The organism is Pseudomonas sp. NFX5, from assembly GCF_049132125.1.
Classification (GTDB): domain Bacteria; phylum Pseudomonadota; class Gammaproteobacteria; order Pseudomonadales; family Pseudomonadaceae; genus Aquipseudomonas; species Aquipseudomonas marginalis.
Genome location: NZ_JAFMZG010000028.1, coordinates 198,616 through 221,936 on the forward strand (window position 1 = coordinate 198,616; position 23,321 = coordinate 221,936).

The following is a 23,321-nucleotide window of genomic DNA, read 5'->3' on the forward strand; positions in this document are numbered from 1 at the left end:
GATGAATTGCAGTTGACGAAATTATTTATGGTTGTACGATGACGTACGACATCAACAAAACCAACAACCTTTCAATAGAAAGTCTTCGCCCAGGGTGTTCGAATAATGAATCCACAAGAACTGAAGTCCATCCTCTCCCACGGTCTGCTGTCTTTCCCGGTGACCGATTTCAATGCCCAGGGTGACTTCCACCAGGCGGGCTACATCAAGCGCCTGGAATGGCTGGCCCCTTACGGCGCCACTGCTTTGTTCGCAGCGGGCGGCACTGGTGAGTTTTTCTCCCTCGCCGCCAGCGAATATTCCCAAGTGATCAAGACCGCCGTGGATACCTGCGCCACCAGCGTGCCGATCCTCGCCGGTGTCGGTGGTTCGACCCGCCAGGCCATCGAGTACGCGCAAGAAGCCGAGCGCCTGGGCGCCAAAGGCCTGCTGCTGCTGCCGCATTACCTCACCGAAGCCAGCCAGGACGGGGTCGCCGCCCACGTTGAAGCGGTGTGCAAATCAGTCAAGATCGGTGTGGTGGTCTACAACCGCAACGTGTGCCGCCTGACCGCTCCGCTGCTGGAACGCTTGGCCGAGCGCTGCCCGAACCTGATCGGCTACAAGGATGGCCTGGGTGACATCGAGTTGATGGTGTCGATCCGCCGCCGTCTGGGTGATCGTTTCAGCTACCTCGGCGGCCTGCCGACCGCAGAGGTCTACGCCGCTGCCTACAAGGCCCTGGGCGTACCGGTGTACTCCTCGGCGGTGTTCAACTTCATCCCGAAGACCGCGATGGATTTCTACCACGCCATTGCCAAGGACGATCACGCCACCGTCGCCAAGATCATCGACGACTTCTTCCTGCCGTACCTGGACATCCGTAACCGCAAGGCCGGTTATGCCGTGAGCATCGTCAAGGCGGGTGCAAAAATCGTCGGCTATGACGCAGGCCCTGTGCGCACGCCGCTGACCGATCTGCTGCCGGAAGAATACGAAGCCCTGGCCGCGCTGATCGACAAGCAAGGTCCGCAATAAATTATCCACAAGGCCGCTGAGCAATCAGCGGCCTTTTGCGTCAGGAGAAGATTCGTGTCCCAAGTAAAGCGTTTTGAGAACTACATCAACGGTGAATGGGTTGCCGGCGCCGATTACTGCGTCAACCTCAACCCGTCGGAGTTGTCCGATGTCATTGGTGAATACGCCAAGGCCGACGTCACCCAGGTTAACGCCGCAATCGACGCCGCCCGCGCCGCATTCCCGGCCTGGTCCACTTCCGGGATCCAGGCTCGCCACGATGCCCTGGATAAAGTCGGCAGTGAAATCCTCGCCCGTCGCGAAGAACTCGGCACCCTGTTGGCCCGGGAAGAAGGCAAGACCCTGCCGGAAGCCATCGGCGAAGTGACCCGCGCCGGTAACATCTTCAAGTTCTTCGCCGGTGAATGCCTGCGGTTGTCCGGCGACTACGTGCCGTCGGTACGCCCGGGCGTCAATGTGGAAGTCACCCGTGAAGCCCTTGGCGTGGTCGGCCTGATCACCCCGTGGAACTTTCCGATCGCGATTCCCGCCTGGAAAATCGCCCCGGCCCTGGCCTACGGCAACTGCGTGGTGATCAAACCGGCTGAACTGGTACCGGGCTGCGCCTGGGCCCTGGCGGAGATCATCTCCCGCGCCGGTTTCCCTGCCGGCGTGTTCAACCTGGTAATGGGCAGCGGCCGTGTGGTGGGCGATGTGCTGGTCAACAGCCCGAAAGTCGACGGCATCAGCTTCACCGGTTCCGTCGGTGTGGGTCGCCAGATCGCTGTCAGCTGCGTATCGCGCCAAGCCAAAGTGCAGTTGGAAATGGGCGGCAAGAACCCGCAGATCATTCTCGACGACGCCGATCTCAAGCAGGCCGTCGAGCTGTCGGTACAGAGCGCGTTCTACTCCACCGGCCAGCGTTGCACGGCGTCCAGCCGCCTGATCGTCACCGCCGGTATCCACGACCAGTTCGTCGCGGCCATGGCCGAGCGCATGAAGTCGATCAAGGTCGGCCACGCGCTCAAAAGCGGCACCGACATCGGCCCGGTGGTTTCCCAGGCCCAACTGGACCAGGACATGAAGTACATCGACATCGGCCAAAGCGAAGGTGCGCGGCTGGTGAGCGGTGGCGGCCTGGTCACCTGCGACACCGAAGGCTACTACCTGGCGCCGACGCTGTTTGCCGACAGCGAAGCCGCCATGCGTATCAGCCGTGAAGAGATCTTCGGCCCGGTCGCCAACGTCGTGCGCGTGGCGGACTACGAGGCGGCACTGGCCATGGCCAACGACACCGAGTTCGGTTTGTCGGCGGGCATTGCCACCACGTCGTTGAAGTACGCCAACCACTTCAAGCGCCACTCCCAGGCGGGGATGGTGATGGTCAACCTGCCGACCGCAGGTGTGGATTACCACGTTCCATTCGGTGGCCGTAAAGGCTCGTCCTATGGCTCGCGGGAGCAAGGTCGCTATGCGCAGGAGTTCTACACCGTGGTGAAAACCAGCTACATCGGTTCGTAATACGCAACACCCAGTGGGGGCCGGAGGCCTGCCGGTCCCCACGACAAAAACAGAAAACCATTACCCGCAAAAAAAATAATTAGTGGGAGTACTTCTACATGCAAGCGACCAAGCCGACCCATGTCCGCTATTTGATCCTGCTCATGCTGTTCCTGGTGACCACGATCAACTACGCCGACCGGGCCACCATCGCCATCGCGGGCTCCAGCCTGCAAAAAGACCTCGGCATCGACGCGGTCACCCTCGGTTATATCTTCTCCGCATTCGGTTGGGCCTACGTGGCCGGGCAAATCCCCGGTGGCTGGCTGCTGGACCGATTCGGCTCGAAAAAAGTCTACGCCCTGAGCATCTTCACCTGGTCACTGTTCACCGTGCTGCAAGGCTACGTCGGTGAGTTCGGTGTCTCCACCGCAGTGGTTGCGCTGTTCATGCTGCGCTTCATGGTGGGCCTGGCCGAGGCGCCGTCCTTCCCGGGCAACGCGCGGATTGTTGCCGCCTGGTTCCCGACCGCCGAGCGCGGTACGGCCTCGGCGATCTTCAACTCGGCGCAGTACTTCGCCACGGTGTTGTTCGCGCCGCTGATGGGCTGGATCGTCTACCGCTTCGGCTGGCAGCACGTGTTTATCGTGATGGGCGTGATCGGCATCGTGTTCTCGCTGATCTGGCTGAAAGTTATCCACAGCCCGCGCCAGCACCCGATGATCAACGAAGCCGAGCTCAATCACATCGCCGCCAATGGCGCGATGGTCGATATGGACCAGGACAAGGGCAAGGGTAAGAAAACCGACGGTCCGAAGTGGGATTACATCCGTCAGTTGCTGACCAACCGCATGATGCTTGGCGTGTACCTGGGCCAGTACTGCATCAACGGCATCACCTACTTCTTCCTGACCTGGTTCCCGGTTTACCTGGTGCAGGACCGCGGCATGACCATCCTCAAGGCCGGTTTCATCGCCTCGTTGCCGGCGATCTGCGGGTTTATCGGTGGCGTGCTGGGCGGGGTGATTTCCGACTACCTGCTGCGCAAAGGCCATTCGCTGACGTTCGCCCGCAAGGCGCCGATCATTGCCGGCCTGCTGGTCTCCAGCAGCATCATCGCGTGCAACTATGTAGACGTTGAATGGATGGTGGTGGGCTTCATGGCCTTGGCTTTCTTCGGCAAGGGTGTTGGCGCATTGGGCTGGGCGGTGGTGTCCGACACCTCGCCGAAACAAATCGCCGGTCTCAGTGGCGGCTTGTTCAACACCTTCGGTAACCTCGCGTCGATCACCACGCCGATTGTCATCGGCTACATCATCAGCACCACCGGCTCGTTCAAGTGGGCCCTGGTGTTTGTCGGCGCCAACGCGCTGGTGGCGGTGTTCAGCTATCTGGTCATCGTCGGCCCGATCAAGCGTGTAGTACTCAAAGAGCCGCCAAGCAAGGGGCCTGAGTTGACCAACCTAACCGAAGCGCATTCCTGAGAGGCCCCGTGATGCAGTTGATTGAACATGCCGACTCGCCGCGCTCCATCCGCCTGCACGAGCGCGACAACGTAGTGATCGTGGTCAACGACCAGGGCGTACCGGCCGGGACCGAGTTCCCGGACGGCCTGGTGACCGTGGATTTCATCCCCCAGAGCCACAAAGTGACCCTGGAAGACATCCCTGAAGGCGGTCAGATTATTCGCTACGGACAGACCATCGGTTACGCCCTGGCGCCGATTCCGCGCGGCAGTTGGGTCCAGGAAGATCAACTGCGCATGCCCACCGCGCCACCGCTGGACAGCTTGCCGCTGTCCACCGAGGTGCCTGAAACCCAGGCACCGTTGGAGGGGTTTACCTTCGAGGGCTATCGCAACGCCGACGGTACCGTGGGCACGCGCAATATCCTCGGCATCACCACCACGGTGCAGTGCGTGACGGGCGTGCTGGACCATGCGGTCAAGCGCATCAAGGACGAATTGCTGCCCAAGTACCCCCACGTCGATGACGTGGTGGCGCTGACCCACAGCTACGGCTGCGGGGTGGCGATCACCGCGACGGATGCCTACATCCCGATCCGTACCGTGCGTAACCTGGCGCGCAACCCGAACCTGGGCGGCGAAGCCCTGGTGATCAGCCTGGGCTGCGAGAAATTGCAGGCCGGGCAGGTGATGCACGACAACGACAGCTCCGTCGACCTCAGCGAGCCGTGGCTGTATCGGTTGCAGGATTCCAGCCACGGCTTTACCGAAATGATCGAACAGATCATGGACCTGGCCGAAGTGCGCCTGAAGAAGCTCGACCAGCGTCGCCGGGAAACCGTGCCGGCGTCCGAGTTGATCCTGGGCATGCAGTGCGGCGGCAGTGATGCGTTTTCCGGCATCACCGCCAACCCGGCGCTGGGCTATGCCTCGGATCTGTTGCTGCGGGCCGGGGCAACGGTGATGTTTTCCGAAGTCACCGAAGTGCGGGATGCCATTTACCTGCTGACTTCGCGCGCAGAGACGAAGGAAGTTGCCGAAGAGTTGGTCAGGGAAATGGACTGGTACGACCGCTACCTGGCCAAGGGTGAGGCCGATCGCAGCGCCAACACCACGCCAGGCAACAAGAAGGGCGGGCTGTCGAACATTGTCGAGAAGTCCCTGGGCTCCATCGTAAAGTCCGGCAGCAGCGCGATCAATGGCGTGCTGGGCCCTGGCGAGCGCTTCAAGGGCAAGGGCCTGATCTTTTGCGCCACGCCGGCCAGTGACTTTGTCTGCGGTACCCTGCAACTGGCGGCGGGGATGAACCTGCATGTGTTCACCACCGGGCGTGGCACCCCTTACGGGCTGGCGATGGCGCCGGTGGTGAAGGTCTCGACGCGTACGGAGCTGGCGCAGCGCTGGCCGGACCTCATCGATATCGACGCCGGGCGCATTGCCACCGGGCGCGCGACCATCGAGGAATTGGGCTGGGAGTTGTTCCACTTCTACCTGGACGTGGCCAGCGGTAAGAAGCAGACCTGGGCGGAACATCACAAGCTGCATAACGACATCACCTTGTTCAACCCGGCGCCGATTACCTGAGACCGCGTCGCCTGCCATCGGGGGCAAGCCCCTCCCACAGTTTGAATTGTGAATACTTTCAAGTGTGGGAGGGGGCTTGCTCCCGATAGCGGTCTATCAGGCGCCGTTGGGCTGTATGGCTTATCATTAGCCACCTGACGACGCTCACCAAGGTTCTCCCCGGCATGCTGGCAATTTTCCTCACCACCCTCACCATCACTGCGCCGGTATTCGCCATGCTGTTCCTGGGTGTGCTGCTCAAGCGCATCAACTGGATCAACGACAACTTTATCCACACGGCTTCGTCCCTGGTGTTCAACGTCACCATGCCGGCGCTGCTGTTCCTCGGCATCCTCCACGCCGACCTGCACTCGGCGCTCAAGCCGGGGTTGCTGATCTATTTTGCCGTGGCCACGCTGCTGAGCTTTGCCCTGGCCTGGGGCTGGGCGATTTTTCGCTGCAAGCGTGAAGACCGGGGCATCTACACCCAGGGCGCGTTTCGCGGCAACAACGGGGTGATCGGCCTGGCCCTGGCCGCCAGCATGTACGGCGACTACGGTATCTCCCTCGGCGCGATCCTCGCGGCGCTGGTGATCCTGTTCTACAACACGCTGTCGACCATTGTGCTGGCGGTGTACAGCCCGGTGATCAAGTCCGACCCGTGGAGCATCTGCAAAAGTGTGGTGGCCAATCCGCTGATCATCAGCGTCATCGTGGCGGCGCCGTTCGCGTATTTTCAGATTGGCCTGCCGGGCTGGCTGGAAAAATCCATGCAGTACCTGGCGGACACCACCTTGCCGCTGGCATTGATCTGCATTGGCGGCACCTTGTCCCTGGCGGCGTTGCGCAAGAGCGGCAATATGGCGCTGAGCGCGAGCTTGATGAAGATGGTCTGGCTGCCGGTGGTCGCGACCCTGGGCGCATGGCTGTTGGGCTTTCGCGGGCCGGAGTTGGGAATCCTGTTCCTGTACTTCGGTGCGCCGACCGCTGCGGCGAGCTTCGTGATGGCCAGGGCGGCCGAGGGCAATCATGAATTGGCGGCGGCGATTATCGTGATCACCACGCTGATGGCGGCAGTGACCACGAATATCGGGATTTTCGTGTTGCAGGCGGGTGGCTGGATCTAGCCTTCTTTCTGATAGGTGTCGATGACTTCCTGCGCCGCCCGAAACGCATCAATCGCCGCCGGTACGCCGGCATACACCGCGCAATGCAGCAGCGCTTCGCGAATTTCCTCCACAGTACAGCCGTTGTTCAACGCGCCACGCACGTGGCCCTTGAGCTCCTGCGGGCACTTGAGCGCGGTGAGGGCGGCCAGGGTGATCAGGCTGCGCGTCTTGAGCGGCAAGCCTTCGCGGCTCCACACGCTGCCCCAGGCATGTTCGTTGACGAAGTCCTGCAGCGGCTGGGTGAACTCGGTGGCGTTGCCCAGGGCACGGTCGACGAACACATCGCCCATCACCTGGCGACGCATTTCAACCCCGGGCTTTTTCTGATCGGTCATTGCGATTCCCTCTTGTGTTGGCGGCGCCAGGCTCGCAGCGTGCTGAACAACAGGAAAGCCACCAGCACTGGCAGGACGTAATACAGCATCAGTTGTTCAAGCTTGTTGGCCAGGGGCATGCCGGTGGTGAACGACATCACGTGCAGCCCATACGCCAGGTACAGGCCCAGCAGCACCAGGCCTTCGGCGCGGGTGACGCGGTAGCCGGTATAAAACACCGGCAGGCACAGCACCACCACGCCGAGCATCACCGGCAGGTCGAAGTCCAGGGCGTTGGGCGACACCGACAGCGGCGAAGGCGCGAGCAGCGCGGTCAGCCCCAATACGCCCAGCAGGTTGAACAGGTTGCTGCCGATCACGTTGCCCACGGCAATTTCCCGCTGGCCGCGCAGGGCGGCAATCAGTGAGGTAGCCAGGCAGGGCAGCGACGTACCGACGCCGATCAGCGTGAGGCCGATGATGCGCTCCGACAGGCCCAGGTCCGCCGCCACATCCACCGCCGCGCCGAGCAGCAAGTGCCCGGCCAGCACCAGGATCAACAGCCCGCCCAGCATCTGCAGCACGCTGCTCAGCCAGGGCGCCCGGGCGACGGTATCCAGGGTGCGCGGGCGGCGCGAATGGCGGGTCTGGTAATGCAGCACGCCGAGGTAGGCCAGCAGGGCAATCAGCAGCAGCAGGCCATCGACCGGCGTCAGTTCTTCATTGGCCGCCAGGGTAAACACCAGCAGCCCGGCGAGGATCATCACCGGAATATCCAGGCGCACCAGCTGCCGCGAGACGCGCAGGGGGATGATCAGCGCCGACAGGCCCAGGGTCACGAGAATGTTGAAGATGCTGCTGCCGATCACGCTGCCCACGGCAATGTCGGTATTGCCGGCCAGGGTGGCCTGCAGGCTGACGGTCATCTGCGGCGCGCTGCTGCCGAAGGCGACGATCGTAAGGCCGATGATCAGCGGCCGCACCTTGAGGCTGGCGGCCAGGCGCACGGCGGCGCGCACCAGGATTTCGGCGCCGAGGATCAGCAGCACCAGGCCGCTGACCAGTTCGAGCAGGCTCCAGGGCGAGAGGGCGGTTAATCCGAAAATGGCCAGGGCTCCGTCTTCAATTGCTCAAGGCTTGCACGCAAACCCGCGCAGTGCCGCTGCTCAGCATGCCCAGTTGCTCGGCCGCCTTGCGTGATAGATCGATCAAGCGCCCACGGGTATGCGGGCCGCGATCGTTGATGCGGACCACGACGGATTTGTCGTTGTCGAGATTGGTGACCTTGACCTGGGTGCCGAAGGGCAGTCGCCGGTGGGCGGCGGTCAGGGCGTTCTGGTTGAAGGGTTCACCGCTGGCGGTTTTCTTGCCATGGTGCCTGGCGCCGTAATAAGAGGCGGTGCCGGTTTCGTCGTAGCCGTTGGGGTCGATGAGGCCGCTGGCGCAGCCGGCCAGCAGTGAGAATAGAGCCCATAGACCTAATAGACGCTTCATTATCAAGGTGCTCCCCATCACAAATGTGGGAGGGGGCTTGCCCCCGATAGCGGTGATTCAGTCAAAACAGCAGTGACTGACACTCTGCTAACGGGGGCAAGCCCCCTCCCACAGGAGGTCCGAGTCAGGCATGAAGTCTCGCCCGGACCATTCATCGCAATCAGCCTTCGAGCTTGCTTTTCAGCAGTTCGTTCACCTGTTGCGGGTTGGCCTTGCCTTTGGAGGCTTTCATCGCCTGGCCGACAAAGAAGCCGAACATCTTGCCGCGCTTGGCTTCGTCTGCCGCACGGTACTGTTCGACCTGCTCGGCGTTGGCCGCCAGCATTTCATCCAGCACGGCCGAGATGGCGCCGCTGTCGGTGACTTGCTTGAGGCCGCGTTTCTCGATGATCTCGTCGGCGCTGCCTTCACCGCTGGCCATGGCTTCGAACACGGTCTTGGCGATTTTGCCGGAGATGGTGTTGTCCTTGATGCGCAGCAGCATGCCGCCCAATTGCTCGGCCGACACCGGCGCTTCGTCGATCTCCAGGCCCTGTTTGTTCAACAGGCTGCCCAGCTCGACCATCACCCAGTTGGCTGCCAGCTTGGCGTCACCGGCAATGCTCACGACCTTTTCGAAGTAGTCGGCTTGCTCACGGCTCGAAGCCAGTACGCTGGCATCGTAGACCGACAGGCCGAACTGCGCCTGGAAGCGCTCGCGTTTTTGCGGTGGCAATTCCGGCAGGGTGGCGCGGATCTCATTGAGGAACGAATCCTCAAGCACCACCGGCAACAGGTCCGGATCGGGGAAGTAGCGGTAGTCGTTGGCTTCCTCTTTGCTGCGCATGGCGCGGGTTTCGTCTTTGTTCGGGTCGTACAGGCGCGTTTGCTGGATCACCTTGCCGCCGTCCTCGATCAATTCGATCTGGCGCCGCACTTCGGTGTTGATCGCCTTCTCGATAAAGCGGAACGAGTTGACGTTCTTGATCTCGCAGCGAGTGCCGTACTCGGCCTGGCCTTTTGGCCGCACCGACACGTTGCAGTCGCAACGCAGCGAGCCTTCGGCCATGTTGCCGTCACAGATGCCCAGGTAACGCACCAGCGCGTGGATGGTCTTGACGTAGGCCACGGCTTCCTTGGCGCTGCGCATGTCCGGCTCGGACACGATCTCCAGCAGCGGCGTGCCGGCACGGTTCAGGTCGATACCAGTGGCACCGTTGAACTCTTCGTGCAGGCTCTTGCCGGCGTCTTCTTCCAGGTGCGCACGGGTGACGCCGACACGCTTGATGGTGCCGTCTTCCAGCGGGATGTCCAGGTAGCCCTTGCCGACGATCGGCAATTCCATCTGGCTGATCTGGTAGCCCTTGGGCAGGTCCGGGTAGAAGTAGTTCTTGCGCGCGAACACGTTGTGCTGGCCGATCTCGGCGTCAATCGCCAGGCCGAACATCACCGCCATGCGCACGGCTTCCTGGTTCAGCACCGGCAGTACGCCAGGCATGCCCAGGTCTACCAGGCTGGCCTGGGTGTTGGGCTCGGAGCCGAACGTGGTGGCGCTACCGGAGAAAATCTTCGATTGGGTGGCGAGCTGGGTATGAATCTCCAGCCCGATCACAACTTCCCATTGCATAGTGTTCTCCTCAGAAGCCGGTAGGGGTGCGAGTGTGCCAGTTGGTGTTCAACTGGTACTGGTGCGCCACATTGAGCAGGCGGCCTTCCTGGAAATACGGGGCGAGCAACTGCACGCCCACCGGCAGGCCATCGACGAAACCGGCAGGCATGGACAAGCCCGGCAGGCCCGCGAGGTTGGCGGTGATGGTGTAGAGGTCTTCCAGGTATTCGGCAATCGGGTCGCCGGTCTTGGCGCCGATCTTCCAGGCCGGGTTCGGCGTGGTTGGGCCGAGGATCACGTCGACTTCTTCAAAGGCAGCCATGAAGTCGTTCTTGATCAGGCGTCGGATCTTTTGCGCCTTGAGGTAGTACGCGTCGTAATAGCCGGCGGACAGCGCGTAGGCACCGACCATGATCCGGCGTTGCACTTCGGCGCCGAAGCCTTCGCCACGGGAGCGTTTGTACAGGTCGGTCAGGTCCTTCGGGTTTTCGCAGCGATAGCCGAAGCGCACGCCGTCGAAACGCGACAGGTTGGAAGAGGCTTCTGCCGGCGCGATCACGTAGTAGGCAGGAATCGCATGCTGGTTGTTCGGCAGGCTGATTTCCTTGATCACGGCGCCGAGCTTTTCCAGCGTCTTGACGCTGTTGTGCACCAGTTCGGCGATGCGCGGGTCGAGACCGGCGCTGAAGTATTCCTTCGGCACGCCGATGCGCAGGCCCTTGAGCGAAGTATTGAGGCTGGCGCTGTAGTCCGGCACCGGTTCATCGATGCTGGTGGAGTCCTGGGCGTCGAAGCCTGCCATGCCTTGTAACAAAATCGCGCAGTCTTCGGCCGTGCGGGCCAGTGGGCCGCCCTGATCGAGGCTGGAGGCGTAGGCGATCATGCCCCAGCGGGAAACGCGACCGTAGGTCGGCTTCAGGCCGGTGAGGTTGGTGAAGGCCGCCGGCTGGCGGATCGAGCCGCCGGTGTCGGTGGCCGTGGCGGCTGGCAGGAAGCGCGCGGCAACGGCCGCAGCCGAACCACCGGACGAACCGCCGGGCACGTGTTCCAGGTTCCATGGGTTCTTCACCGCGCCGTAGTAGCTCGACTCGTTGGCCGACCCCATGGCGAATTCGTCCATGTTGGTCTTGCCCAGGGTCACGGCTCCGGCAGCGGCCAGCTTGGCGACCACGGTGGCGTCGTAGGGCGCCTTGAAGTTGTCGAGCATCTTCGAGCCGCAGCTGGTGCGAATGCCTTGGGTGCAGAACAGGTCCTTGTGGGCGATCGGTGCGCCCAGCAGGGCGCCGGTTTCACCGTTGGCGCGGCGTACATCCGCGGCCTTGGCCTGGCTCAGGGCCAGCTCTTCGGTGAGGCTGATGAAGCTGTTGACCTTGGGGTCCAGCTCGGCGATGCGCGCAAGCAGGGTCTTGGTCAGCTCTTCGGAGGAAAACTTTTTGTCGGCGAGACCGCGGGCGATCTCGGCCAGAGTCATGTGATGCATGAAAGGCTCTTTCCCTTTAGTCGATGACTTTCGGAACCAGGTACAGGCCGTTTTCGACCGCTGGCGCGATGGACTGGTAGGCCTCGCGATTATTGCGCTCGGTCACGACGTCTGCGCGCAGGCGCTGGCTGGCTTCCAGCGGGTGAGCCAGGGGCTCGATGCCGTCGGTATTCACGGCCTGCATTTGGTCAACCAGCCCGAGAATGCTGTTCAGGGCTGCGGTGGTCTGTGGAAGATCGGCTTCATTCAGGCCAAGCGAGGCCAGATGAGCGATTTTTTCCACGTCGGAGCGTTCAAGCGCCATGGGAATCTCCAGTGGAAAACAGAACGGAGGCTGTCCGTGTGTTAGATTGTCGGAACACTACCGCATTTCTACGGTCTTACGGCCGCGATTGTGGGGGTTGGTGCACAGAAAGTCGGCCAATTTAGCACATTGGCGCCTTGCCCAAAATCCCTGTCGTTGTTAGAGTTTGCCGCACTTTTTTACCCACGCGTTGCCTAGGGTCCTTTCCCCATGTTCAAGAAACTGCGTGGCATGTTTTCCAGCGATCTTTCCATTGACCTGGGCACTGCCAACACCCTTATTTACGTGCGCGAGCGCGGTATCGTTCTGAATGAGCCATCGGTTGTGGCCATTCGGACCCATGGTAATCAGAAAAGTGTCGTTGCCGTCGGCACCGAGGCCAAGCGCATGCTCGGCCGAACACCAGGCAATATTGCTGCCATTCGTCCGATGAAAGACGGCGTGATCGCCGACTTCAGCGTCTGCGAAAAGATGCTGCAGTACTTCATCAACAAGGTTCACGAAAACAGCTTCCTGCAGCCCAGCCCTCGTGTGCTGATCTGCGTTCCGTGCAAATCCACCCAGGTGGAGCGTCGTGCCATCCGTGAATCGGCCCTTGGCGCCGGTGCCCGCGAAGTGTTCCTGATCGAAGAGCCGATGGCTGCTGCGATCGGTGCCGGCCTGCCGGTTGAAGAAGCGCGCGGTTCGATGGTGGTGGATATCGGTGGTGGTACCACTGAAATCGCCCTGATCTCCCTGAACGGTGTGGTGTATGCCGAATCCGTACGGGTAGGCGGCGACCGTTTCGACGAAGCGATCATCACTTATGTACGTCGCAACTACGGCAGCCTGATCGGCGAATCCACCGCCGAGCGCATCAAGCAGGAAATCGGTACCGCTTACCCGGGCGGCGAAGTTCGCGAAGTCGATGTTCGCGGTCGCAACCTGGCCGAAGGCGTTCCACGTGCCTTCACCCTGAACTCCAATGAAGTGCTGGAAGCTCTGCAAGAGTCCCTGGCCACCATCGTTCAGGCTGTGAAGAGCGCCCTGGAGCAATCGCCGCCGGAGCTGGCTTCCGACATCGCCGAGCGAGGCCTGGTGCTGACCGGTGGTGGCGCCCTGTTGCGCGACCTCGACAAGCTGCTGGCCCAGGAAACCGGCCTGCCGGTGATCGTCGCCGAAGACCCGCTGACCTGCGTTGCCCGTGGCGGTGGTCGTGCACTGGAAATGATGGATAAACACACCATGGACCTGCTCTCCAGCGAATAAGATCGTTGGTTGCACCATGCTTCGCCCGCAGGCAGCACTTTGCAGTGCTGCCTGTTGGCGTTTATCTTCTTCAATCTGCATCCAGGCCGGTTAGATGCCGTATGAATAAAGAGAACATTTGCCTGGGAGGAGCGGCCTATTAAACCGCTTTTCGCCAAAGGCCCCTCATTGGGCGTGCGCTTATTGGTGCTGGTCGTGCTTTCGGTCGCATTGATGGTGGTCGATGCCCGCTTTGCGCTGCTCAAGCCGGTGCGTAGCCAAATGTCGCTGGTGTTGATGCAGACCTACTGGATCACCGACCTGCCGCAACGTCTCTACCAGGGCGTGGCCAGCCAATTTGGCAGCCGTACCGAACTGGTTGCCGAGAACGAAAAACTCAAGACCGAAAACCTGCTGTTGCAGGGGCGCATGCAAAAGCTGGCGGCCCTCACCGAGCAGAACGTTCGGCTGCGCGAGTTGCTTAACTCTTCTGCGTTGGTCAACGAAAAGGTCGAAGTGGCCGAGTTGATCGGCATGGACCCCAACCCCTTTACCCATCGCATCATTATCAACAAGGGTGAGCGCGACGGTGTGGTGCTTGGTCAGCCGGTACTGGATGCTCGGGGACTGATGGGGCAGGTCGTCGAGCTGATGCCCTACACCTCGCGGGTACTGCTGCTGACGGACACCACCCACAGCATTCCGGTGCAGGTCAACCGTAACGGCTTGCGCGCGATTGCCAGCGGGACCGGTAACCCTGAGCGCCTGGAATTGCGTCATGTGGCGGACACGGCCGACATCAAGGAAGGCGACCTGTTGGTCAGCTCCGGCCTGGGCCAGCGGTTCCCGGCAGGCTATCCGGTGGCAACGGTCAAGGAAGTGATCCACGATTCCGGCCAGCCCTTCGCCATTGTGCGTGCCGTACCCACTGCCGCCCTGAACCGCAGCCGCTACCTGTTGCTGGTGTTCAGCGACAACCGTACTCCGGAAGAACGCGCCAACGACGCCGCCCAGGCCCAGGAAGCGGAAGACAAGAAGAACGGCACTGCGCCGATCATTCCTGCGACCGTGCCCAAGCCTCTGTCGACTCCCCCCGTTGTACCGGCGGCAACTCCGGCAGCTACTGCGCCTGTGGCCACACCGGTCAAGCCTGCGGCCCATAGCGTGCACCCGGTGAAACCGACTGCAGCGAAACCGCCGGCCACCACGCCTGCCACTACGACGCCCGCTGCGAAGCCTCCAGCCGCAGCCCCGGCCACCACACGGCAGAGGGAGGAATAATGGCCGGTACTCATTCGAGCAATGGCTGGATCGTCTGGCTGACATTCGCTATCGGCTTGCTGCTCAGCGTTTCGCCGCTGCCGCAGTTCATGGAGATCCTGCGTCCGCTGTGGCTGGCATTGCTGCTGGCATTCTGGTCGCTGAACCTGCCCCATAAAGTGGGCATGGTGACGGCGATGTTCCTGGGCTTGGCGGAAGATGTGCTGTATGGCACCTTGCTGGGCCAGAACGCGTTGATCCTGACCCTGATTACCTTCCTGGTGCTGTCGTTGCAGCAGCGCCTGCGCATGTTCCCGATGTGGCAGCAATGCCTGGTGATCCTGGTGATCTTCGGCCTGGCGCAGTTGGTACAGTTGTGGCTCAGTGCCCTGACCGGCAACCGCCAGCCAACCCTGGCGCTGGTGTTGCCGGCCCTGGTCAGTGCGCTGCTGTGGCCGTGGATCAGTTTCGGCCTGCGTGGGTTACGTCGTCGCTATAAAATCAATTGAATGGATTGCGAGGCTCTGCCTGGTTATCGAACCCCACAGGGAGAGTCTGCAATGAATTCGCTTTATCTGGCCTCGGGTTCCCCGAGGCGGCGTGAACTGCTGACCCAGATCGGTGTGCCTTTCACCGTGGTCAGCGCTGCCATTGATGAAACTCCTCTTACAAACGAAACCCCTGTTTCCTACGTTGAGCGTCTCGCTCGCGGTAAGGCCGCAGCGGGTTTTGCTGCGCTCGGGCAACGCTCGGCCGCCTGCGTCCTGGGCGCCGATACCGCAGTGATCGTGGACGGCAAGATCCTCGGCAAGCCCGTAGACCAAGCCGATGCGTTGGCGATGTTGATGGCACTGGCGGGGCGTGAACATGAAGTTCTGACTGCGATTGCCCTGACTGACGGCCAGCGCTGTGAAACCCGATGTGTAAGCAGTCGTGTACTTTTCCGTGGGATTTCTGTCGAGGAGGCTACAAGCTACTGGCACAGCGGCGAACCCCAGGACAAGGCGGGCGGCTATGCTATCCAAGGGCTTGGCTCGGTGTTTGTGGCCGGGCTCAATGGCAGCTATTCCGCCGTGGTAGGTCTGCCGGTGTGCGAAACCGCGCAACTGCTTGCACAATTCGGCATACCCTGTTGGCAAAACCTTACCGCGCGCTGAACGCGTTACTCCAGCGCCCAGCCTTACAGCGATCGGTCACTATTGTGAAAACGCCTGAACGAGACCCAGCCATGAGTGAAGAGATTCTGATCAATATCACGCCGATGGAATCGCGCGTGGCGGTGGTAGAGAACGGTGTTCTGCAAGAAGTGCATGTCGAGCGCACCCAGAAACGCGGGATCGTCGGCAATATCTACAAGGGCAAGGTGGTGCGGGTGTTGCCGGGGATGCAGGCGGCATTTGTCGATATCGGCCTGGACCGGGCGGCATTTATCCATGCCTCGGAGATCTCCCTGCGCGAAGGGCCGGCGGTGGAAAGCATCAGCGCCTTGGTGCACGAAGGGCAGAGCCTGGTGGTGCAAGTCACCAAGGACCCCATCGGCTCCAAGGGCGCACGCCTGACCACTCAACTGTCGATTCCGTCGCGCTACCTGGTTTACATGCCGCGCACCGCCCATGTCGGCATTTCCCTGAAGATTGAAGACGAAGCCGAGCGCGAGCGCCTGAAAAAGGTGGTCAGCGACTGCGTGGCCGCCGAAGGTATCAAGGAAGCGGGCGGTTTTATCCTGCGCACCGCCGCCGAGGGCGCAGGTGCCGACGAAATCCTCATGGACATTCGCTACCTGCGGCGCCTGTGGGACCAGATCGGCGCACAGATCAAGACCATCGGCGCGCCGAGTGTGATCTACGAAGACCTGGGCCTGGCCCTGCGTACCTTGCGCGACCTGGTCAGCCCCAAGATCGAGAAAATTCGCATCGACTCGCGGGAAACCTTCCAGCGCACCACGCAATTTGTTGCCGAGCTGATGCCGGAAATTGCCGATCGCCTGGAGCATTACCCTGGCGAACGGCCGATCTTCGACCTGTATGGCGTCGAGGACGAAATCCAGAAAGCCCTGGAGCGCAAGGTGCCGCTCAAGTCCGGTGGCTACCTGGTGGTGGACCCGGCGGAAGCGATGACCACCATCGACGTCAACACCGGCGCGTTCGTAGGTCATCGCAACCTTGAAGAGACCATCTTCAAGACCAATCTCGAAGCGGCCACGGCGATTGCTCGTCAACTGCGCCTGCGTAACCTGGGCGGCATCATCATCATCGACTTCATCGACATGGAAGATGAAGAGCACCAGCGCCAGGTGCTGCGCACGCTCGAAAAACAGCTGGAGCGCGATCACGCCAAGACCAATATCATCGGCATCACCGAGCTGGGCCTGGTGCAGATGACCCGCAAGCGCACCCGCGAGAGCCTGGAGCAGGTGCTGTGCGAGCCCTGCAGCAGTTGCCAGGGCCGCGGTAAGTTGAAGACTCCGGAAACGGTTTGCTACGAGATTTTCCGGGAAATCCTCCGAGAGGCACGGGCCTACCAGGCCGAAGGTTATAGAGTGCTTGCCAACCAGAAAGTGGTCGACCGCCTGCTGGATGAAGAGTCCGGTAACGTGGCTGAGCTGGAGGGGTTTATCGGGCGTACGATTCGCTTCCAGGTCGAAACCATGTATTCCCAGGAACAATATGACGTGGTGCTGCTCTGATCCCCATTCGCTTTCTTTTTACGCGACTCGCAGACCTTGATCTGCAGTCCGACTACTGCCTTGAGGGTCGCCTGACATGGAGCGTCTGACACGCTTTTTTGCCGCTTTGACCCGTTGGGGCCTTGGGCTGTGCGCCTTGCTGCTGGTGTTGGCGGCGGTGTACGTGAGCCTGGGGCGCGAATTGACCCCGCTGGTGGCCGAATACCGCGCGGAAATCGAAGCCAAGGCCCAGGCTGCGGTGGACATGCCTGTGCACATCGGCAGCCTTGAAGGCCGCTGGAGCGGTTTTGCGCCCGTGTTGCTGGCCCACGACGTAATGGTCGGCGAGGGCAGCAGTGCCTTGCGCCTGGATCAGGTCGAAGTGGTGCCGGACATGTGGGCCAGCCTGATGGCGCGCGAAGTGCGTATTGCGCACCTGGAAGTCAGTGGCCTGCAACTGAGCGCCAAGGAAGACAAGGACGGCCATTGGGCGCTGCAAGGCTTGCCGATACAGGACGACCAGCCGCTGGACCCGGAGCAATTGCTCAAGCGCATGCAGATGGTCAAGCGCGTATCGCTGCTCGACAGCCAGGTCACCCTGCAACCGTTCGACCAGGCGCCGCTGACCCTGACCTATGTGGGCTTGAGCCTGCACACGGGCGTCACCCGCCAGCGCCTGGACGCCCGCCTGACCTTGCCCGACGGCCAGCCCCTTGCCCTGAGCCTGCGCAGCCGCATTCGCGCGAGCCAGTGGAAGGATGCTGAAGTCGAGGCCTACCTGAGTCTGCCCCAAAGCGACTGGGCCAAGTGGATCCCCGCCAGGCTGACCCGGCAATGGAAACTCACGCAGTTCAAGGCCGGCGGTGAGTTCTGGCTGAACTGGGGTAAAGGCACGGTGCAAAGTGCGGTCGTGCGCCTCAACTCGCCGCAGGTGAAGGGCAGCTACGCCGAGCGCAAGCCGGTGCATATCGAAAACCTTGCACTTACGGCCTATCTGCAACGCAGTGATACCGGCTTGAAGGTGTTGTTTGATTCCCTGGCGATGAACCTGGGCGAGACCCGATGGGAATCGCGCCTGCAATTGCAGCAGACCCTGGCGACCGACACGGCCCTGGAAGTCTGGAAGCTGCAGGCTGACCGCCTCGACCTGACCCCCATCACACCGTTGCTCAACGCCCTGGCGCCGCTGCCGGAAGGCGTCGCCAAGACCGTCGAGCACCTGAAGGCCACCGGTCTGCTGCGCAATGTACTGGTGGATTTCCGTCCTCAAGACACCACCGATCAAAAAGTCAGCTTTGCCGCCAACCTGGAACGGGTCGGGTTTGACGCCTACTTCGGTGCGCCGGCCGCACGCAACGTTTCCGGCAGCATCAGCGGCGACCTGGGCCAGGGCGAGTTGCGCATGGACAGCAAGGATTTTTCCCTGCACCTCGATCCGATCTTCGCCAAGCCCTGGCAATACCTCCAGGCCAATGCACGCCTGACGTGGAAGCTGGATAAACAAGGCTTCACCCTGATCGCCCCGTATATCAAGGTGCTGGGGGAAGAGGGCAAGATCGCTGCCGATTTCCTGATTCGCCTGCATTTCGACCACAGCCAGGAAGACTATATGGACCTGCGGGTCGGTATGGTCGATGGCGATGGACGCTTTACCCCTAAATACCTGCCGGCCGTGTTGAGTCCCGCGTTGGATGAGTGGCTGCGCACGGCGATTCTCAAGGGTGCGGTGGACCAGGGGTTCTTCCAGTACCAGGGCTCGCTGAACCACGATGCGTTGCCCGCCGCGCGCAATATCAGCCTGTTCTTCAAGGTGCATGACGCCGAACTGGCGTTCCAGCCGGGTTGGCCCCATGTGAACAAGGTCAATGGCGAAGTGTTTGTCGAAGAGACGGGCGTACGCATCCTGGCCAGCAAGGGGCAGTTGCTCGACACCAAGGTCAAGGACGTCTACGTCAATATTCCCCACGCGCCGTCCGGCAAGGAAAGCCATCTGCTGCTTACCGGTGGTTTTGCCGGTGGCCTGGGTGATGGGCTGAAGATCCTCCAGGAAGCGCCAATCGGCACGGCCTCCACCTTCGCCGGCTGGAAAGGCGAAGGAGACCTGCAAGGCATGCTGGATCTGGATGTTCCGCTGGTCAAGGGCATCGAGCCCAGGATCGTGGTGGATTTCCAGACTGACAAGGCACGCCTGCAATTGGCGGAACCGCCTCTGGACCTGACGCAGCTCAAGGGCAATTTCCGCTTCGACAGCGCCAAGGGCTTGAGCGGCGAAAAGATTACCGCCCAGGCATTTGACCGGCCGATCACCGCGCAGATCTTTGCCGATGGCAAGCCGGGTAATATCAGCACCCGTGTCGCTGCCAAGGGGCAGGTGACGGTCAAGCGTCTGACGGATTGGTTGAAAGTCAGTCAGCCGTTGCCGGTGTCCGGCGATATTTCGTATCAATTGCAGCTCAACCTGGACGGTGCCGACAGCCAACTGATGGTCAGCTCCAACCTCAAGGGTGTTGTGGTGGACTTGCCGGCGCCGTTCGGCATGCCGGCCAGCCAGGGACGTGACAGCGTATTCCGCATGACCTTGCAGGGGGCTGAGCGCCGCTACTGGTTTGATTACGGTGAGTTGGCCAACTTCACCTTTGCCGCGCCGCCGGACAAACTCAATGACGGCCGTGGCGAGTTGTTCCTCGGTGATGGTGATGCCGTGCTGCCAGGCGCCAAGGGTTTGCGCATCCGTGGCGTGCTCTCGGAGCTGGATATCGACCCGTGGAAAAAACTGGTGAACCAGTATGCTGGCAATGACCCAGGTGGCAGTGCCAAGCAGTTGCTCAGCGGTGCCGAATTCAAGATTGGCAAGCTCACCGGCCTGGGTACCCAGTTCGATCAGGTCAACCTGCAGCTGGATCGCAAGCCCGCTGCCTGGGGTTTACGCTTTGACAGCCAGCAAGCCAAGGGCGCCGTGAACCTGCCGGATGCCAAGGGCGCGCCGATTGCGGTCAACCTGCAATACGTGAAGCTGCCGGCGGTGGACCCGACGGTACAGGCTGATGAAAACGCACCGGACCCGTTGGCCAGTATCGATCCCAAGGATATTCCGGCGTTGGATATCGCCATTGACCAGCTGTTCCAGGGGCCGGACCTGATTGGCGCCTGGTCACTCAAGATCCGGCCAACGGCCAAAGGCCTGGCTTTCAATACGCTGGACCTGGGCCTCAAAGGCATGCAACTCAAGGGCGCCGGCGGATGGGAAGGTGTCCCGGGTGACAGCAGCAGTTGGTACAAGGGGCGCCTGGACGGCAAGAACATCGCCGACGTACTCAAAGGCTGGGGCTATGCGCCCACGGTCACCAGCGAGGACTTCCACCTGGATGTAGATGGGCGGTGGCCGGGTTCGCCGGCCTGGGTCGGGCCTAAACGGTTCTCCGGCAGCCTGGATGCGACGTTCCGTAAAGGTCAGTTTGTCGAGGTGGAAGGTGGTGCCCAGGCGCTGCGGGTGTTCGGTCTGCTCAACTTCAACTCCATCGGGCGCCGCCTGCGCCTGGACTTCTCCGACCTGCTGGGCAAGGGCTTGAGTTATGACCGGGTCAAGGGCCAATTGGTCGCCAGCAATGGCGTGTTCGTGACGCGCGAGCCGATCACCATGACCGGCCCGTCGAGCAACCTGGAGCTCAACGGCACCCTGGACCTGGTGGCTGACCGTGTCGATGCGAAGTTGCTGGTGACGTTGCCGGTGACCAACAACCTGCCGATTGCCGCGCTGATCGTGGGCGCGCCGGCGATTGGTGGCGCACTGTTCCTGATCGACAAGCTGATCGGTGACCGTGTTTCGCGTTTCGCCAGCGTGCAATACAAGGTGGAAGGCCCATGGAAGGATCCAAAAATCACCTTCGACAAGCCCTTTGAAAAACCAAACTGAGAGCCTGTGGAGTAGCATGGCCCCATGCCTTTTACGGAGTATCGGCCCATGTCCTTTGCAGTAATCCAAATGGTCAGTCAGAGCGATGTGCTGGCCAACCTGGTCCAGGCCCGGCGCTTGTTGGAGCAAGCGGCGGCCGGCGGTGCGAAGCTGGCGGTGCTGCCGGAAAACTTTGCCGCCATGGGCCGCCGCGACGTGGCGGATATCGGCCGCGCCGAGGCGCTGGGTGAAGGTCCGATCCTGCCATGGTTGAAACAGACCGCCCGCGACCTCACCTTATGGATAGTGGCTGGCACGCTGCCGTTGCCGCCCAAGGATCAACCGCACGCCAAATCCAATGCCTGCTCGCTGCTGGTCGATGATCGCGGCGAAGTCGTCGCCCGTTACGACAAGCTGCATTTGTTTGATGTGGACGTGGCGGACGCCCGGGGTCGCTATCGGGAGTCCGATGACTATGCTTTCGGGAGCAACGTGGTGGTGGCGGATACGCCGGTTGGCCGTTTGGGCCTGACGGTCTGTTACGACCTGCGCTTCCCCGAGCTGTACAGCGAGCTGCGCGCGGCGGGGGCTGAATTGATTACCGCGCCCTCGGCCTTTACCGCCGTGACCGGTGCCGCCCACTGGGATGTGCTGATTCGTGCACGGGCCATCGAGACCCAGTGTTACCTGCTGGCGGCCGCCCAGGGCGGTGTGCATCCAGGGCCACGGGAAACTTATGGTCATGCGGCGATCGTCGACCCATGGGGCCGGGTGCTGGCACAACAGGATCAAGGCGAAGCGGTGTTGCTGGCCGAACGCGATAGCAGTGAACAGGCGTCGATACGGGCGCGCATGCCGGTGGTCAACCATCGGCGCTTTTTCTCGCAGGGCGCCCAGCGGCCTGCTTCAGAACGATGAATTTAAGGCCAAACCTATGAGCGAGTTGTTGTCCTCAGTCAGTGAACACCTCCTGGCACCCGGTGGCGTGACCATCGAAAGTTTGCAAACCGTGCTCGGCGATCTGGCCGGGCCAGGCATCGATGCCGCCGACCTGTATTTCCAGGGGCAGATCTCCGAGTCCTGGGCCCTGGAAGATGGCATCGTCAAGGAAGGCAGTTTCAATCTTGACCAAGGTGTAGGCGTTCGTGCGCAATCCGGTGAAAAGACCGGTTTTGCCTACAGTAACGCGATCACCCTGGAGGCGTTGGGCCTGGCCGCACGTGCTGCGCGTTCGATCTCCCGTGCCGGCCAACATGGCACGGTACAGGCGTTCAGTACCCAGGACGTGGCGCAGTTGTATGCGCCGGACAACCCCCTGGAAGTGATCAGCCGCGCGGAAAAGGTCGAGTTGCTCAAGCGTATCGATGCGGCCACCCGCGCCCTGGACCCGCGTATCCAGCAGGTCTCGGTGAGCATGGCCGGTGTGTGGGAACGCATCCTGGTGGCGTCCACCGACGGGGGGCTGGCGGCGGACGTGCGGCCGCTGGTGCGTTTCAATGTCAGCGTGATCGTCGAGCAGAACGGCCGCCGCGAGCGTGGCGGCCACGGCGGCGGCGGGCGTACCGACTACCGTTACTTCCTCACCGACGACCGTGCCATGGGCTATGCCCGTGAGGCTTTGCGCCAGGCGTTGGTGAACCTGGAAGCCATTCCTGCGCCGGCCGGCACGTTGCCGGTGGTGTTGGGCCCGGGCTGGTCCGGCGTATTGCTGCACGAGGCCGTGGGCCATGGCCTGGAAGGCGATTTCAACCGCAAAGGCAGTTCCGCCTACAGCGGGCGCATGGGCGAGATGGTTGCGTCCAAGCTGTGCACCATTGTCGATGATGGCACCCTGGCCGGTCGCCGCGGCTCGTTGAGCGTCGATGATGAAGGCACGCCGACCGAATGCACCACCTTGATTGAAAACGGTGTGCTCAAGGGCTACATGCAGGACAAGCTCAATGCCCGCCTGATGGGCGTTGCGCGCACCGGTAACGGCCGTCGCGAATCTTATGCGCACCTGCCGATGCCCCGCATGACCAACACCTACATGCTCGGTGGCGAAAGCGACCCGGCGGAGATCATCGCCTCGGTGAAGCGCGGCATCTACTGCGCCAACCTTGGCGGCGGCCAGGTGGATATCACCAGCGGCAAGTTCGTGTTCTCTACCAGCGAGGCGTACCTGATCGAAGACGGCAGGATTACCGCGCCGGTCAAAGGGGCAACGTTGATTGGCAATGGCCCGGAAGCCATGAGCAAGGTGTCGATGGTCGGCAACGACCTGGCCCTGGACAGTGGTGTGGGCATGTGCGGGAAGGATGGGCAGTCGGTGCCGGTAGGGGTCGGCCAGCCAACGCTGAAAATTGATGCGATCACCGTGGGTGGCACGGGGTCGTAAGGGGTGGAGCTTCGGGTGGCGAAGATC

The 23,321-nt window shown here is 61.8% G+C and carries 19 protein-coding genes; 13 read left to right on the top strand and 6 right to left on the bottom strand.

The genetic code is table 11. The annotated features are described in order from the left end of the window. Positions 1 to 105 precede the first annotated feature (105 nt). From kdgD to J1N02_RS18020, 5 genes are all read left to right on the top strand, one after another. Positions 106 to 1,017 carry a 5-dehydro-4-deoxyglucarate dehydratase gene (kdgD, locus tag J1N02_RS18000; protein ID WP_027604837.1) on the top strand — a complete coding sequence of 304 codons (912 nt, stop codon included), beginning with the start codon at positions 106 to 108 and terminating at the stop codon, positions 1,015 to 1,017. 54 nt (positions 1,018 to 1,071) lie between these two features. Beyond that, the gene (locus tag J1N02_RS18005) at positions 1,072 to 2,517 is read left to right on the top strand and encodes an aldehyde dehydrogenase family protein (RefSeq protein WP_027604836.1); all 1,446 of its coding nucleotides are present in this window, start codon (positions 1,072 to 1,074) and stop codon (positions 2,515 to 2,517) included. A 98-nt stretch (positions 2,518 to 2,615) separates the two neighbouring features. Beyond that, complete coding sequence (locus J1N02_RS18010) at positions 2,616 to 3,980, top strand: MFS transporter (RefSeq protein ID WP_027604835.1); 1,365 nt, start codon at positions 2,616 to 2,618, stop codon at positions 3,978 to 3,980. A gap of 11 nt (positions 3,981 to 3,991) precedes the next feature. After that, a complete protein-coding gene (gene garD / locus J1N02_RS18015) occupies positions 3,992 to 5,545 on the top strand; it encodes a galactarate dehydratase (protein ID WP_027604834.1) in 1,554 nt (517 codons plus the stop codon). A gap of 164 nt (positions 5,546 to 5,709) precedes the next feature. Continuing rightward, on the top strand, positions 5,710 to 6,651 hold the full coding sequence (locus tag J1N02_RS18020) for an AEC family transporter (protein ID WP_027604833.1): 942 nt from the start codon (positions 5,710 to 5,712) through the stop codon (positions 6,649 to 6,651). Here J1N02_RS18020 and J1N02_RS18025 read toward each other — a convergent pair. From J1N02_RS18025 to gatC, 6 genes are all read right to left on the bottom strand, one after another. Next, entirely contained in the window at positions 6,648 to 7,028 is a 381-nt protein-coding gene (locus J1N02_RS18025; protein WP_027604832.1) for a carboxymuconolactone decarboxylase family protein, read from the bottom strand. The two genes, J1N02_RS18020 and J1N02_RS18025, sit on opposite strands and share 4 nt — an antisense overlap. After that, the gene (locus J1N02_RS18030) at positions 7,025 to 8,071 is read right to left on the bottom strand and encodes a calcium/sodium antiporter (protein WP_421147578.1); all 1,047 of its coding nucleotides are present in this window, start codon (positions 8,069 to 8,071) and stop codon (positions 7,025 to 7,027) included. The genes J1N02_RS18025 and J1N02_RS18030 overlap by 4 nt, the downstream gene beginning before the upstream one ends. A gap of 58 nt (positions 8,072 to 8,129) precedes the next feature. Next, on the bottom strand, positions 8,130 to 8,501 hold the full coding sequence (locus J1N02_RS18035; protein ID WP_421147541.1) for a septal ring lytic transglycosylase RlpA family protein: 372 nt from the start codon (positions 8,499 to 8,501) through the stop codon (positions 8,130 to 8,132). A 160-nt stretch (positions 8,502 to 8,661) separates the two neighbouring features. After that, positions 8,662 to 10,107, bottom strand: coding sequence for an Asp-tRNA(Asn)/Glu-tRNA(Gln) amidotransferase subunit GatB (gatB, locus tag J1N02_RS18040; protein WP_108573889.1), 1,446 nt, complete (start codon positions 10,105 to 10,107; stop codon positions 8,662 to 8,664). A 10-nt stretch (positions 10,108 to 10,117) separates the two neighbouring features. Next, positions 10,118 to 11,569, bottom strand: coding sequence for an Asp-tRNA(Asn)/Glu-tRNA(Gln) amidotransferase subunit GatA (gatA, locus tag J1N02_RS18045; RefSeq protein WP_421147542.1), 1,452 nt, complete (start codon positions 11,567 to 11,569; stop codon positions 10,118 to 10,120). 16 nt (positions 11,570 to 11,585) lie between these two features. After that, the gene (gatC, locus tag J1N02_RS18050) at positions 11,586 to 11,873 is read right to left on the bottom strand and encodes an Asp-tRNA(Asn)/Glu-tRNA(Gln) amidotransferase subunit GatC (RefSeq protein ID WP_003171764.1); all 288 of its coding nucleotides are present in this window, start codon (positions 11,871 to 11,873) and stop codon (positions 11,586 to 11,588) included. A 210-nt stretch (positions 11,874 to 12,083) separates the two neighbouring features. On the opposite strand from gatC, the gene mreB reads away from it, so the two are divergent. From mreB to tldD, 8 genes are all read left to right on the top strand, one after another. Beyond that, positions 12,084 to 13,121: a rod shape-determining protein MreB gene (gene mreB / locus J1N02_RS18055; protein WP_002555108.1), complete on the top strand. Its 1,038-nt coding sequence runs from the start codon at positions 12,084 to 12,086 to the stop codon at positions 13,119 to 13,121. A gap of 138 nt (positions 13,122 to 13,259) precedes the next feature. Next, positions 13,260 to 14,381: a rod shape-determining protein MreC gene (gene mreC, locus J1N02_RS18060; protein WP_421147579.1), complete on the top strand. Its 1,122-nt coding sequence runs from the start codon at positions 13,260 to 13,262 to the stop codon at positions 14,379 to 14,381. After that, positions 14,381 to 14,869, top strand: a complete 489-nt coding sequence (gene mreD / locus J1N02_RS18065; protein ID WP_027604826.1) for a rod shape-determining protein MreD — start codon at positions 14,381 to 14,383, stop codon at positions 14,867 to 14,869. Before mreC ends, mreD begins: the two co-directional genes overlap by 1 nt. A 51-nt stretch (positions 14,870 to 14,920) precedes the next feature. Continuing rightward, a complete protein-coding gene (locus tag J1N02_RS18070; RefSeq protein ID WP_027604825.1) occupies positions 14,921 to 15,517 on the top strand; it encodes a Maf family protein in 597 nt (198 codons plus the stop codon). Positions 15,518 to 15,588: 71 nt separating this feature from the next. Then, complete coding sequence (rng, locus tag J1N02_RS18075) at positions 15,589 to 17,046, top strand: ribonuclease G (RefSeq protein WP_010213134.1); 1,458 nt, start codon at positions 15,589 to 15,591, stop codon at positions 17,044 to 17,046. A 76-nt stretch (positions 17,047 to 17,122) separates the two neighbouring features. Next, positions 17,123 to 20,938, top strand: coding sequence for a YhdP family protein (locus tag J1N02_RS18080; RefSeq protein ID WP_421147543.1), 3,816 nt, complete (start codon positions 17,123 to 17,125; stop codon positions 20,936 to 20,938). A 48-nt stretch (positions 20,939 to 20,986) separates the two neighbouring features. Beyond that, the gene (locus J1N02_RS18085; RefSeq protein WP_027604823.1) at positions 20,987 to 21,835 is read left to right on the top strand and encodes a carbon-nitrogen hydrolase family protein; all 849 of its coding nucleotides are present in this window, start codon (positions 20,987 to 20,989) and stop codon (positions 21,833 to 21,835) included. 16 nt (positions 21,836 to 21,851) lie between these two features. Further along, complete coding sequence (gene tldD / locus J1N02_RS18090; protein ID WP_027604822.1) at positions 21,852 to 23,294, top strand: metalloprotease TldD; 1,443 nt, start codon at positions 21,852 to 21,854, stop codon at positions 23,292 to 23,294. Positions 23,295 to 23,321 lie beyond the last annotated feature (27 nt).